Annotated in this window: 7 protein-coding genes; 4 read left to right on the top strand and 3 right to left on the bottom strand. The window is 66.6% G+C overall.

The window, feature by feature from the left end; genetic code table 11:
• The first annotated feature begins 76 nt into the window (after nt 1-76).
• From ACLJPY_RS35665 to ACLJPY_RS35650, 4 genes are all read left to right on the top strand, one after another.
• Nucleotides 77-1183 (top strand): hypothetical protein, encoded by a 1107-nt coding sequence (locus tag ACLJPY_RS35665; protein WP_410595385.1) that lies wholly within the window; start codon nt 77-79, stop codon nt 1181-1183.
• Between the two features lie 22 nt (nt 1184-1205).
• The gene (locus ACLJPY_RS35660) at nt 1206-1679 is read left to right on the top strand and encodes a cupin domain-containing protein (protein WP_410595384.1); all 474 of its coding nucleotides are present in this window, start codon (nt 1206-1208) and stop codon (nt 1677-1679) included.
• A gap of 110 nt (nt 1680-1789) precedes the next feature.
• Nucleotides 1790-1987, top strand: coding sequence for a hypothetical protein (locus ACLJPY_RS35655; RefSeq protein ID WP_410595383.1), 198 nt, complete (start codon nt 1790-1792; stop codon nt 1985-1987).
• A 56-nt stretch (nt 1988-2043) separates the two neighbouring features.
• A complete protein-coding gene (locus tag ACLJPY_RS35650) occupies nt 2044-3087 on the top strand; it encodes a 3-oxoacyl-[acyl-carrier-protein] synthase III C-terminal domain-containing protein (protein WP_410595382.1) in 1044 nt (347 codons plus the stop codon).
• A 1466-nt stretch (nt 3088-4553) separates the two neighbouring features.
• Here the strand turns inward: ACLJPY_RS35650 and ACLJPY_RS35645 are convergent.
• From ACLJPY_RS35645 to ACLJPY_RS35635, 3 genes are all read right to left on the bottom strand, one after another.
• On the bottom strand, nt 4554-4736 hold the full coding sequence (locus ACLJPY_RS35645; protein WP_410595414.1) for a hypothetical protein: 183 nt from the start codon (nt 4734-4736) through the stop codon (nt 4554-4556).
• A 764-nt stretch (nt 4737-5500) separates the two neighbouring features.
• Nucleotides 5501-7708 carry a UvrD-helicase domain-containing protein gene (locus ACLJPY_RS35640; RefSeq protein WP_410595381.1) on the bottom strand — a complete coding sequence of 736 codons (2208 nt, stop codon included), beginning with the start codon at nt 7706-7708 and terminating at the stop codon, nt 5501-5503.
• Nucleotides 7705-13938 (bottom strand): DEAD/DEAH box helicase, encoded by a 6234-nt coding sequence (locus tag ACLJPY_RS35635; RefSeq protein ID WP_410595380.1) that lies wholly within the window; start codon nt 13936-13938, stop codon nt 7705-7707. Before ACLJPY_RS35635 ends, ACLJPY_RS35640 begins: the two co-directional genes overlap by 4 nt.
• Between the last annotated feature and the right edge of the window lie 90 nt (nt 13939-14028).

Raw genomic sequence — 14028 nt, 5'->3', positions numbered from 1 at the left:
TCCCACGTCCCCGCCGGCGGCCCTCCCCACGCCCGCACAACCACCCCGTCCGACTCGCCCATCAGGGGAGATCTCCATGTCCACGCTCGTGTTCAGCCACCCCAGCAACGACTACCTCGACACCGACTCCTCCGAGGACGTCCGGGCCGTGCACTTCGTCGGCTCATTGCCCGCCGCCCTGACCGGAGACCACCGAGCCACGATGCAGTGGTTCCTCGACCACACGCCCGACACGTCGCTGACCGGACTTCCGTGCGACCCGGACCCGCGATGGATCATCGACTGGCTCGACGGCCTCGCCGCCGTCGACGCCCTCGAACCCAACCGCACCGGCGCGTCTGCCGACTACGACGACATGCCGACATATCGACTCAAGGACAGGCGCTGGCTCGAATCCGAGGATCTGTCCCTCGGCCGCGCCGCGCACACCGACGCCGTCATGGCCGCCCGCGCCCAGCTACACGACGACCTCGACCTCCCACCACACCAGGTGTCGATCCCGAACCCGTACGACCTGGCACTGTTCACCTTCGGCAGCCCGAGTGCCGCGGTCACGCACCTACCGGTGTTCCGCCAGGCCGTGCTCGACGACGTCCACACCATCCACCGCCAGCACGGCAGCCAGGTCGTCTTCCAGCTCGAAACCCCCGCCGTCCTCGCAACGCTGGACCGCACACCACGGCCACTATGGCCCGCCGCCGTACGGGCGCTGGCCAAGCAAGTCGCCCGCATCTTCGCCGACGGACCGCGCGAGGCAACGTGGCGGATCCACCTCTGCCACGGCGACCTCGGCCACCAACCTCTGTTCCCTCTCACCCACCTCGTGCCAGCCGTGCAGTTCCTCAACTCGCTGCACAAGCAGCTGCAGCGGCTGCGGATCTCGATGCCTCCTGCGCACATCCCGATGTGCACCGGCACCCAGGCCCCGTCGACGGATCTGCGGTTCTACCGGGCGCTGCGGCACCTGCGCCGCGACATCGACGTCATCGCCGGCCTCGTCGACGAAACCCACCCCAAGGAGTCCCGCAGCGCACTCGGGCTGGTCGAGACCGAACTGGACCGGCCAGTGCTCGCGGTCGCCGCCGCGTGCGGCCACGGCCGCCGGCTCGTCCCCGACGCGGTCGCCAACGCTGCACTCGCCTGCGAACTCGCCCACCACACCACCGACACCCCGGCCCGCTGAATCCACCGAGAGGACTGCCGAGATGGACACTACGACCACGCCGGTACCGTCCGCGGCCGGCCAGCTGGCGGACGAAGACGAGACGCTCACCCCGATCTTGCGCACCGGGATTGTGCCCGCCCGCGCGTTGTCGGGCGGCCGGATGCACCTGCCCGGCGCTACCACCCTCGCGCCACAACGGCACGACACCACCGAAACCGCGATCGCGATCATCAGCGGCCACGTCGCCGTCCTCTCCGGCAACGCCATGCAGCCCTTCCACCCCCGTGCCGGAGACATCATCTACATCCCCGCGACCCTGCCCTACGCGGTAGTCAACCTCAGCAACAACGCCTCCGTCCTCGCCCTGGTCTTCCGCACCGACCCCGGCTTCAACACCGACGTGCACCGCATGCCCGAACTCGACCGCGCCGCTCGTGACCAGATCCCCGACTTGCGCCGCGCCCATCACAAAGCCCTGCTTACCCGCCGTAGCGGCCGCGTCCGCCGCCCGTAGCCCACCTCGGCCCGTCAAAGGCCGTCCCAGCGCCCACGCCACCTACCGGACAAGCCCGGCACCTCCCCGATACCTGGCGTGCCACACCACCGCTCGACCGGGGAGACCCCATGCGCACCTGGATCACCGACACCGCCCGCGACCTGCTCGACCAGCCGCCGCCCGGCGGACCGGTCACGCTCGACGAAATCGCCGCCTGCGCCGGAATCACAACTCATCACCTCCGGGCCTACTACGGCTCGGTCGACGCCGTCATCGCCGATGTCACGGCCGAAGCCGCACGCGCTTCCCGGATTGAGCGGTGCTGACGATGCGCTGGAAAAATCTGCATCTCCGCGGTGTCGGCGCCGCACTTGGCGAAATCGTGGCTGTCGACGACCTCGAGTCAGCCCGAACCCTGCGTGACGCCACCAGCCAGCGCGCCGTGTCGATCGCCCGCGGCAGCACCGGCATGGACCTGGCCGTCCGCGCCGGCCGCAACGCCCTCGCCAGCATGGCCATCACCACGACCGGCCCGCTGCCCGTCCCCGACTTGCACTTCCACGCCGCGATCTGGCGCGGCAGCCGCGGCATCGACTTCTGGTCCCGCGCCGCCTACGTCCGCTCCCGCCTCGGCCTGCCCGCCGGCCGCGGCATCGCCACCGAGCTCAACGCCATGAGCAACAGCCTCGTCGGCGGCATCGACATCTCCGCCCGCGTCCTCGCCGGCAGCCCCGACCTCGACACCGTCCTGCTCACCGGCGGCGAAACCTTCGGCCCACCCGCCTTCGACCACCTCACCGCCGACCACGGCATCGCCTACGGCGACGGCGGCTCCGCCCTCATCCTCGGCCGCCACCCCGGCCTCGCCCACATCCTCGCCACCAGCTCCTACACCGACCCCACCCTCGAACAACTCCACCGCGGCAACCACCGCTTCGCCCCCGCCGGCAGCACCGAACTCGGCATCGAGCGAATACGAGAACGCAAACGCCAATACACCGACGCCGTCGGCGCGGCCTCGGTCGCCCGCCGCAATCAGGACGGTGTCCGCGCCGTCATCGACGAAGCGCTCAGAGACGCCGACCTCGATCTCGACCAGATCCGCTGGGTACTGCTGCCGCACTACGGACGGCACCTGCTCGACACCCACTGCCTGCAACCGCTCGGCATCACCGCCGACCGCACCCTCTGCCACGCCGGCGACCAATGGGGCCACATCGGCCCCAACGACCAGATCATCGGCCTCACCCACCTCCTGACCCGCGGCGCCGTGGCTCCCGGCGACCACGTCGCCCTGCTCGGCATCGGCATCGGCATGACCTGGACCGCCGCGATCCTCCGCATCGACGCCACGCCATCCGGCCTGAGTGTCCTCGCCCCACCTCTGCGCTGGCCCTGGCGTATCCCGGCCGACGCGCCGCGATAACCCACGGGCCCGCCACGCCGAGCTCCGGAGGACTCCCGATGCCAGACACCTACCTGCCGTCGCGCCTCGACCAAGCCGTCTTCGGCGCCCCCTTCATCGTCATCGACGCAGACAATCACGCACACACGATCACCCGTCGCCTCGACGACGCCGCTACGATCCTCACCACCGACGACGCGGCCCGCGCGATCGTGGGCACCCTCCGCCCGCCCCTCCTTGCCATCGACATCGACCCCGAAGACACCGGCGCACATGCCGACGCGGGCGAGGCCGTCGCCGAACAGCTACTCCTGTGGGCCGACCGCTACGGCCTGCCTTGCCTCCGGCGCGCTTCCGGCCGCCCAGGACACACCCACCTCGTCATCAAGACACCGCCATGCCTGCGTCAAGAACTGCAGCGCGTCGTCTACGCGGTCGCCACCAGGCACAACGTCTCCGCCACCGTCCGGTCAACCCTCCGGCTCACCTCCTCACCACACCGACACCGGCTGCCCAGCCCGATCCTGAGCTGCACGCTGAGGACAAGCGACGTGCCAGAGCTCGTCACGTCCACGGCCCCGCGGGTAATACGACCAACGCATCGCCGCGGCAATTCAAACGTCAGCAGGTCCGAACGCGAGTACGGCCACGCCCTCGCACTCGCCCGCGCCGGCCACACCACAGCGCACGCCTGGGCATTCGCCAACCTCGCCGGCACCAAAGCCCGCGAGATCGGACAGCAAGCCTGGCGACGCTGGTTCTGGGCACCCGCCACCACGATCGCCGCCGCCGAACGCGGCCTCACCGAGCAGCAGGCGTGGGACCTCTTCCACCAAGCGTCCCCGACGCAAGCCGCCCACGTCGGGCAAGACGCCTGGCGCCGCAACCGCTGGCTACCCGCAGTTCGCGAGGCGGCCGAACCTAGGCCGCGACGACGACGCCTGGGACCACCTCAAGCCGCCAACCATCAGAACGAACCGTCACCTCGCCAGCTACGACACATCCGTGCCGCGCTTAAGGCGGCCGTGGACGGGCGGCTGGCGCGCGAAGCCGGCTCGGCGGCACGCACCGGCACGATCGCTGGCGTACGGATCAGTAGCTTGCGGGCAGCTCTCGACGCATTCGCGCACGCCGTCCTCACGACGCGGGGATCGATCTCGATTCGGCACTGGGCTGAGCGCGCGAACCTCGATCCGAAGACTGTTCGGCGCGCACGAGATGCCGCTCTCGAACTGGGCATCCTCAAACGCGTGCACAAGTACACCGGAGGCGAGACAGACTGCGACGCATTCATGTTGACCGAAAGTGCAACCGGAAATCCCAACACAGAATTAACTTCCCCCACTCCGTACACCCCCAGCCTCGGCCAAGCGGACCCCCTCAGGCTGTGGTCACAGCATCAGCGCGACAGACGCCAATTCGCCATGAACCACAGCCTGAGAGTCAAGATCGCTGAAGTCGACGATGAGCAGCCCACAGTCGAGCCTTTACCTACTGCCACCACCGACGCCGTTCCTTATCGGCAACGTGAACTCGCTGGAGTCGACAGCGCGCATTTCCGATACAGCAACTTCCTCCATCGCGTCGATTGCCTTAGCGGGGATCGAGATGCGACCTCGGGTTCGAACTGCCGGAAAGCCACCTTCATCCACAGCGCGATAGATTGTCATCGCAGAAACCCCGAGCAACTTTGCCGCTTGGCCAACCGTAAGGAAACGCGGCACACTCACATCAGACTCGGACATCACGGACCTCCGCGCGCTACGTGGTAAAGGGGAGGCCGGCACCGACGGTCCAAGTGACCGCCCACATCGGCACCATTAACTTCAGCATCCGCCAGAAACATCAACTCGTCAACCTGGCCTCGAGGCAACTAACTCAGACCTCGTCGAACCCAACACCGACGCCTTGCCATCTCGCCTCCATAAAGCAGTCGGCTGCCCCCGGCAGTCCCCGGGAGCAACCAGCCCGGAGAGATCGAAGTTGCGACTTCGTCGCAGGCGGCCGGCGTCACGCTGGACATCACACTGATCTCGAGTCATCGCAGAAGTTCGTCGATCGGCGACACGCGGGGTTGCCGACGAGCAACACCGCCTCAGCCCGACACTGACTCGAAGCCTGCCGGCCAGCGTCATGCAACGATGTGCCCCACGCATCCTTTCTCCAACGATGCACCGCCGCCGACACGCCGGCAACATGTGGCGTATGCCACACTTTGAACGGCTCCGCGTGACCCATTTCGTGACCCGAAGCCGCGTCTAACCGTGTGGTTTCTGGGGTCACACGAGCGAACCGTGAGGACATAGTGGCTGGTAGAGGCCTTGGACCGCGCCGTCACCCACTCTCCTAAAGCGGGTGTCGCAGGTTCGAATCCTGCCGGGGGCACTCAGCCAATCCATTCGCCGGAGGCAAGCGCACGCGATGCGCGCCTCGGCTAACCAGCTGTGCTCGTGAGAACCTGCTGCCCGTCCTCACCCAGCAGTTCCGACGGTTCCCCCACCCACGAGACATAGAGCCGCTCGCGCGCGCGCGAACCGGACACATACAGCAAGCTCCTCTCCCGCGCCCACGCCGCGTCTCGCTCCTCGCCTTCGAGCCGCCGCACACCCCACGGCGGCAGCTCCCTCTTGCCGGCACCCGCCACGGCGACTGCGCGATACTCCAAGCCCTTAGCGCGGTGCATTGTCATGACACGCACGACATCACCGAGCGAGTTCTCGTCAGTGTTCGCTTCCACCTTGGCAACGGGCACGCCGACGCCAGACAGCGCCTCATCGAGCTCATCAACTTGTGCCCTAGCGCGCGCCACCACTGCCATCTGCGACCAGGGGATATCCGACTCCGACCACGACCGAAGCTTTTCGGCCAGCGCAGCTCGCTCGGCCGGAGCACTGGCGAAACCACAAGCCTCCGGTTCCGGACCACCGAACTCGGAACGCGCGCCAGCCAGCGAGTCGTTCTGTCCTTCAAGGTCGTCGACAGTCTGCGCGTAGGCAATCCGTGTCGACCAATCGAGAATTTGCCTGGACGTCCGGTAGTTCACCGTCAGCCGTCGCGATCGACCCCTCGTTTCGACGCCGTACCGGGACAAGACAAGCGGCCTTCCGTAAATGCGCTGGTGGGCGTCTCCCACAATGAAAATATCGTCGACGTCAGCCGGAACCAGCGCCCGCAGCAAGCGCCAATGAGCTGGATGCAAATCCTGCGCTTCGTCGATAATCGCGTATCGATAAAGGGAAATCCCCGCTCGACGCACCCCACTTTCAGTGAGATCGCTGTCGCCGCCACCCAGCTGGCTCGCCATCGTTGCGGCGCGTGCCGCGGCCTGCGTGAACGTCATCATCTCTTGCACGTTCAGCAATTGAGTGAAACGTTCGAAAATACCCCACAAGTCGGCCCGCTGCGGACGCGAGACACGGCGACCTCGCCCGCTTCGCGAAGCGCGCAGATATCCGGCTTGTTCGTCGATTCCTTGCGCGAGCACGACATCCACCCATTCTGCTCGCAGGAAGGCGACGTCCCACTCCTCCGACGCGTGTGTTCGGGCTGCTTCCCACGCCTCCCTAACCACAGGATCCGTATCGCTCCGAAGCCGCGGCCGTACACCGGAATCATTGCCTGCAGCGAGGATCCGCTGCGCGAGTGCGTCGATGTTTCGAACCTCGACCCGCTGCAGTACCTCAGGACCGGCAAGTTCCTTGAGCTGGGATTCGATGTTCTGCGCTAAGTTCTTGGTAAAAGTCGTGAAAAGTACTTTCGCCTCACCACCTTCCCGTTCGAGACGGTTAGCCAAGTGACGAGCGCGATGGATCGCGGTCACCGTCTTGCCGGTCCCGGCACCGCCGGTGACTCGGAACGGCCCGCGCCATCCATCGTGATAAGCAAGCTTGCGCTGCAGCGGATGTAGCCATACGCGCCAGGCCTTGAAGTCGCCCTGAAGAACGGCTCGAAGCTCTTCTGCGCCCTCGCCTGCGGTGAAGGTCAAGCGAGACAGGGGTCGGTTCAGCGCTTCCAGCACGTCGCTGGTATCAATCTCCCGCTCTTCTTCTGCGATGAGGTCGGCCCATACGTCATCAGCGCTGCGTCCGGCAGCCAGATCGAGCACCGCATTGCCCTGGATTCCTGGCAACTCCGCCGCTACAGCTAGCAACTGATCCTCATCGGTGATCACCACCAGCTGTTCAGCGATGTCCTCCGCGATCCCGAATGGGTGCAGGTCTCGTGGGCGCACCCCCTTCAGTACCGGTGTTGGAACACCCTCAGCTGGTTGAGCAGCGGCAGCGCGCGTAACCGCCTCGCCAAGCGCCGCCTCGTCCACCACTTCGAGAGCGCCGGTTACCTCGTTGACGCCGAACCGGAGGCTGCCGGCGAACTTGTACGCATCGTCATGTGGCTTCACTCCGACCAGGACATACCCATGGGAGTTCGGGAGTTCGATGAGAATAGCTCGCCAGAACTCGGTTACCCGGGCTGTCTTGATGCGATTGTCGGTGACGCCCTCTGGAATTTTCAGGTCGAGGCCTGGCATATCTGGCCGTTCTTGAAGCTTGACAACGAAGTCAAGCACGCGGTTCTTGACCGAACCGTCTAGTTCGTTATAGCTACGGCTGAAGAGATCTGATACGACGACACGTACGCTCATCGGGCCTGCTTTCCGAAAGCCGCGGCGACCTTGTGCACCAGCTCCTCCTCGTCCTCCGGCCCAGCGTAAGCGAATGCTCGCCAACCGTTGTCCGTCAGCCACTCATCCCGGTGGGCGTCGCTGTCGACGACGACCGCAAGCCGCTCACCTGGCCAGCAGTATTCGACCTGCCACAGTTCCGCATCCCCGACCTCCCCGCCCGCCTCCGGGTCGGGAACACCGATCGCGGCGAGCCGTTCAGCGACAGGCGCCAGGCGATGATCCGTGTACTTGATCACGATCTCCCAACCGGGGTACCTCAGCTCGGGGTAGCTCACGTCGACTTTGATTGGCTGCGCTTCCACTCTCTTCGCGGCCAGCGGAATCGTACGGCCGCGGAACACATCAAGGGATCGCCGGGTCCAGCACTCACCCAAGCGCAGGGGCATCGTGTGGCTGTACCTGGTAAGCCGCAAGAACTGCAGAAGGTTCGACCACCGAAGCCATTCTCGCCATTGCTTGTCGTGTGCAGGACCACCTACTTCGCTGGGTCGATCGTCCAGCACGGCAACAACACCGACGCTGTCAGTGCCGTCTCCCTCCGAGCTGCCAAGAAGCGCGATCGGCAGCCCTGCCAAGCCTGCGCACGAGGCGAGCACGACCGTGCCTCCCTGACTTGAGACCGAGCCTCCGGCGGTCCACGATGCCAGCGCATCGGCAAGCTTGTCGGGTGGGAGTAGCGCCGGCGGTGCCGTGACGTGCCGGGGTGCGCCCATCAGGCCGAGGCAGGTTTGCACAGCCGTGTCGGACCACACCGCATCTCCCGGCGCCTGGAGGTACGCCATCAACGCAGCCATGGAGTTGCCCCACAGCAGCGGCGCCCTGCGATCGACCACGGCAACACGAGCAGTATTGCGCACCGTGACATCAACCAGGTCGGTCTGCCTACTCTCGTACCCATCCAGAATCCGCGCGAAATCCTCAACGTCCTCCCAGGTCAACGACCAGACTCGATAGCCATCATCGCGCAGGGCCGCTCGCTTACGCGCGTCGTCCGCGGTTCGATCGGTTTCGGCCGAGGCGTGGTACGCCTTGCCGTCCAGGTAAATCGCCACGGGTGCGTCTTGCGCGTCCTGACGAGTGAGCACGAAATCCGGCTCGGTCGTGACTGTGCCGGCCTTCACCGTGACGAGTGGCCGGAGTGTCCAGCGCCGCGGCGCACCTTCCGGTCCGAGCAGGCGGATGTCCAGTTCCTCGCCCTTGTTGCCGATCGCACCAGACCACGACTGGCCGCTGTAGCCGTCAACGGCCCGCTTGAGTTGCTCGCGGAACCGCAGCTCGAGCTCGGACAGCTGCACCGAGGAGATGTCGATGCTGGTGACAGTGCCGATGTCCGACACGTTCCAGTCCGCAAGCAGGTCGGTCAGCATATCGAGCGCGACACGCCGGTTCGCGTGCTCGACTTCGGCAGTCGACGCGACGCCCAGCAAACAGCGGTGGCACGCCGTACGGCCTTCGAACTGACAAGGGCAGGCGGCCAGCACATCGTGTGCCTGCTGCAGAATGCGGCGCATTCGATCGGGATCCCCGAACCGGTCGAGGTACCCGGTGCCGCCGGGAACCGTGTCATGCAGCACCAGGAACTGACGTGTGCGCCGGTGTTCATCGGGCATCCGGGCGGTGACGACGTCGAGATGCTGCGGGTCGCCCCCGAAGTCACGCCGCAAGCCGAGCAGCAACGCGGTTTTGAGCGAGGTCAGGCGTACGTTGACATGGAAAGTGGAGACCGGCAGCAACAGGCGCACGGCTTGTGTGGTGATCTCGTGCGAAAGCAGCAGATCTTCCCATTGGGCCGGGGTCCCGCGCCGGGTGGAGCACCAGCCCCGGTGCCGTACCTTGTCCTCCGGCCCCTGCCGGACGACACCGCAGTAGGTGCAGGTGGGGAAGCGCGGAGCCGATCCCCGCTCGCCCGCGATTGCCGTGTCAGGACCAGGACGGTCACTCCGCCCGACGTTGATCGTGCGGATCGTGGCCTGCCGGACGTATTCGGCACCGAATGCGCGGCCGGCCAGCTGCCAGGCACGCTCGACGTGTTCGGGCTCCACGTCAACGCCGGTTACCGTGGTGAATCTCGTCCGGGTGCGTTCTTCGGCCTCGTCCTCGATCAGCGCGTCGTCACGCCGGTGCACGGCGGACACCCGCCGCAGCTCCAGCACCTTGTGTACCGCTCCGGCGTCCGCTACCGAGGTGTCCCCGCAGCGCGGGCAGGACGCCGGCGCGGACTCAACGGATTCGGTGCCCCAGCCACATTCCGGGCACAGCCGTCGCCGCCGCCAGTGTGGCTGGCCCGATGGCCCGATTTCCAGTGCGTCGATCTCCACGCGGTAACCCCGGGCGTAGAACACGGCACCGGGGGCGAACTCGGTGAGTGCTGTCCGGCTGCCCCGCGCGTAAGTGTGCTCGCTGGCTTGTAGGTTCTTGTCGCCCTCGTCGTCCGTGGTCCACCACAGCGAGACATCCAGTTCAGTGTAGTCGTCGCGCAGGTTGTAGTTGGGCAGCAGCGACAGCTCGCCGAGCCCGGTAAGGGCATTGCGGTTCGAGCTGTCATGCAACATCGCCAGCATTGCCTTCAACTCACCGGCCCAGCGTCGGCGGTCCTCCTTCTGCGAGTCGTCAAGATGCCCCTGTTTGTCCAGGTCGCCGATGGATTGGGTCAGCTCTCCCACTCGCCGCTGCAACTCATTGCGGTGCGCGGTCCATTCGGCGACCGCCCGGGCAAGGGCGTCCCGCATGCCTTTCCCAGCGAACTGACGAACAGCGTTCTTGGCGGATTCGTCAAGGTGGCTACCGTAAAGATCAAGGAACTGCCGAGCCATCTCGTCTGCGTTGCCCGTGACCAGGTCCACGAACTGCCGGACCCAAGTTCCCTCGGCCAACCCCTGCTCGAAGAGCGGACCGAGCAACCTGGGCATGTCCCGGTTCAGCGTGATTTCGCCAGTGGCCACTCGGTCCAAGCAGAACGCGAGGTACTGTCGACACAGGAGCTCGGTTGCCGCAAGATAGGCAGCCGGCGGTGTGACCTCGCCGTCGATGAGGTATTTCGGCTCGGACAGGTAGTAGAGATCGCGGGGGCTGCTCGGCACGGTCGCGAGCACCAGGGCGTTTCCGGTGGAACGCCCGGCCCGGCCGACACGCTGGAGGTAGTTGGCCGGGCTACGCGGCAGCGAGGCCAGCCCGACCATCGAAAGGTCGCCGATGTCGATACCCAGTTCGAGGGTCGGCGTGCAGGTGAGCACGTTGGGATCGATAGGCGAGTCACCCTTGGCGAACCTGCGCTCAACCTGTTGACGCGTCTGATCGTCGAGCAACGCGGTGTGCTCGTGCGTCACCAGGTGCCGCAACCTGCCGGACTGGTAAAGCGTCCGATAGAAGTTGTCCCGCCGGACTGCGTACGGCTCCAGGCGGCCGGAGCAGCGCATCCGTGGACATGGTGCCTGCTGCCACAACTCGGCCCTTACGGGCGGGACCGGCTGGATGTGGTGGCACTTCGGGCAACGCAGGTGCGCGGATTCGAGTTCCGCGTCGGAGAGCGGGATGAGCAGGATATGCGCGGGATCCAGACCGAACACCGATGCACCCGACTCGGACGTGTACCGCAGCAACGGCGGTGCCTCGCCCTCGGAAAGCTGGCGCACGACCGGTTCAACCAAGGTACGGGCTTCCACGGTTCCCACGCCGAGGCAGCGCTCGGTCCAGCTGGTCAGCCACGATTCGCCGCGCGGGCGGATATTGTCGAACTCCGTCTTCGCCGCCGTGGTGAAGAACCTCGGGGCCGGCCGGCCCCGAGGGAACTTCTGCATGCCGCGCGGGCTGCCGCCCCAGATAGGCCAGCGCTTGCCGTCCCTGGCGACGTAGGTGGTCAACCACTGGTGGGCGATGCCGCCACGGCGGCGCAGCCGGTCCAGCAGCCCGAAGATCCAAATCTGGTAGGCGTCCTCGCCGGGCAGCGGCATACCGCGTTCCGGCAGGTTCTCATGCGCAGCACGGGCAAACTCAGCGTGCCGATCCAGGTCGACGTCGTGGTCGACAGCGAGAGCGCCGGTGAGTTCGAGCGTGCGGCCCAGACGCGAGCGCAGGCCCAGTTCGAGCTGAGCCTGGAAGGTCAGCCGGGTGCCCAGCAGGGAACGCCGCTTTCCGCCGGGATCGTGGTCGAGCCATTCCCCGGTCAGGCCGAGCCGCTGCGGGAAGTCGGGTGGCGCGATGGCGTAGAGGTCCTTCGTACTGCTTCCTGCGAGGTTGCGCGTCACCTCCTGGAGGCTGCGAGGCTGCTGGCCGACGGCACGCAAGACGGCCGAACGCAGGTTGAACTGGAACGCGCGGCCTTCGATGAACGCCGCACGGTGCGCCGCGTCCTGCACGGAGTCGGTGAAGACCAGCGTCTTCTTCTCTTCCTGAGCAACGAGATCCGAGCCGAACAACTGGGTGAGGGCGACGCTGACCAGCGTCGCGACCGATGAGCCGAGGAAGCGGATTCCGTCATCGGTGTCGCATGACGGACAACGCTGTGCGCTCGCCGCCTCGGCATCCGGCGTCACCAGCACGGGCAGGCCGTCCTCGCCGTCGCGGCAGTAGACGAGCGTGCGCGGGTCGATACGCCGTGCGCCGGGCTCGTCATCGTTCGCCAGCAGGATCGTGCGACTCCGGGCGCGCTCGCCGATGCTGGCGCGCCAGATCTTCTCCGGCGATCCTTCCAGTTCCTCGCCCAGCTCGGTGGCTACGGTTTGCCAGCCGGAACGCCCGCAGACACGGCAGTACGCTGCCGGCAGGTACCGGACTTCCTCTTCGGACGGCCCGTCGTGCCACCAGGCGAAGCGAGGGGTGCGCTCGACCGCACGCAGCATCCGGGTGAGCTCGCGTACCCAGAGCTGCACCTCGAGATTCAGCAACGGCCGAGTACGCCGAGGACCCGCGTCGACCCGGGCGGCCGAGATCAGCGCGAGGAATCGCAGCAGCGCCTGCTCGACGTCTTCGGGTGACTGCTGCCTGGCCACGCCCCACTGCAACACACCCGAATTCGTCACCGCGTCGACAGCTTCCGGGAGGGTCAGCGGCCCAGACGACAACGCCTGGATCACCGCCCTGGTCAGGAAGCTGCGGCTCAGCCGGCGGCCGAGGCCCAGCCGATCGGGTATCGCACCACCGAGGAATTCATGCGCCAGCGCCTGCCAGGAGTCCGGCCGCGCGGCGTCCGGGGCAGGCAGTTCCTTCACCGACAGCACGTCCGGGATGGGCAACGAAAAGTCGACGTCGGAGACCACGTCAGCGGCTTCCAGCCGGTCCTCGCTGATCACCGATTCCGGCTCGAACGGGACACCGAACACCGTCTGGGCGAACGCACGCAGCTCGGCTGAACGCGCCGTACCACCGAGCGTGGCCGAGGTGGCGACCGGCGTAACGCGCCCCAGCGGCCGGCCGGGCTCGGCGACCTTGAGCGTGGCACCGAGCCGCCGCAGGAGCATCGCCACGTCGGTGCCCTGTGCGCCGTCGTAGGTGTGGAACTCGTCCAGCACGAGAAACCGGAGGCTGGTCGCCGACTGCGACCACAGCGGTGCGTCCGCTGCCCGGAGCAGCAACAGGTCCAGCATCTTGTAGTTGGTGAGCAGAATGTCCGGCGGGTTCTCGCGTAACACCTGCCGTGAATCCACCAGATGGTCCCGGGACGGCTGGGTGTGCCGTCCCTCTCCGCCGATGTACACGCCCGCAGTGACCGCGCGCAGGTGGGGCTCGTCGTGCAGCAGTTCGGCGATGCGGCGGGCCTGATCGGAAACCAACGCGTTCATCGGATAGAGCAGGATCGCCTTGATGCCACTCTCGCTACGGGCCTTGGCTCGCGCGGCATGGTCGAGCAGGGGGACCAGGAAGGATTCGGTCTTTCCCGAACCGGTACCGGTGGTGACGATCGTCGGCTCGGCCGGGGTGCCCCGGGTGGACAACCGTTCGAATACGCGCGCCTGGTGGAGGTAGGGAACGAAGCCCTCGGGCAGCCAGTCCAAGGGGGAACGCCACCCCCGCCGCACGGGGTGGAACGGCGTGCGGACCCGCAAGTACGGCCCGCGGAAGACACCGGTTTCGCGAGCCAACAGGAACGATTCGAGCGCCTCACGCGCGTCATCGTCAGCCAGCGCGAATGTCGTCGACAAATACTCGGTAACCGCGCGCTTGGTTTCGTCCGCAAGCAGCGACGGATACATCGGCGCTCCCTCCCCTGCCTTGTTCGCTCAAAGCCCCTTCCCGATCATCGTGTCAGAGACCGCAAGCGTTAAGGTCGTTACTGAGTTGTC

This window comes from Amycolatopsis sp. lyj-23, from assembly GCF_046549135.1.
GTDB lineage: Bacteria > Actinomycetota > Actinomycetes > Mycobacteriales > Pseudonocardiaceae > Amycolatopsis.
This window is presented reverse-complemented; position numbering and strand designations above follow the sequence as displayed.

Coding starts and splice junctions, on each gene's coding strand:
- ACLJPY_RS35665 (WP_410595385.1), top strand. CDS start 77: ATGTCCACGCTCGTGTTCAGCCACCCCAGCAACGACTACCTCGACACC.
- ACLJPY_RS35660 (WP_410595384.1), top strand. CDS start 1,206: ATGGACACTACGACCACGCCGGTACCGTCCGCGGCCGGCCAGCTGGCG.
- ACLJPY_RS35655 (WP_410595383.1), top strand. CDS start 1,790: ATGCGCACCTGGATCACCGACACCGCCCGCGACCTGCTCGACCAGCCG.
- ACLJPY_RS35645 (WP_410595414.1), bottom strand. CDS start 4,736: ATGACAATCTATCGCGCTGTGGATGAAGGTGGCTTTCCGGCAGTTCGA.
- ACLJPY_RS35640 (WP_410595381.1), bottom strand. CDS start 7,708: ATGAGCGTACGTGTCGTCGTATCAGATCTCTTCAGCCGTAGCTATAAC.
- ACLJPY_RS35635 (WP_410595380.1), bottom strand. CDS start 13,938: ATGTATCCGTCGCTGCTTGCGGACGAAACCAAGCGCGCGGTTACCGAG.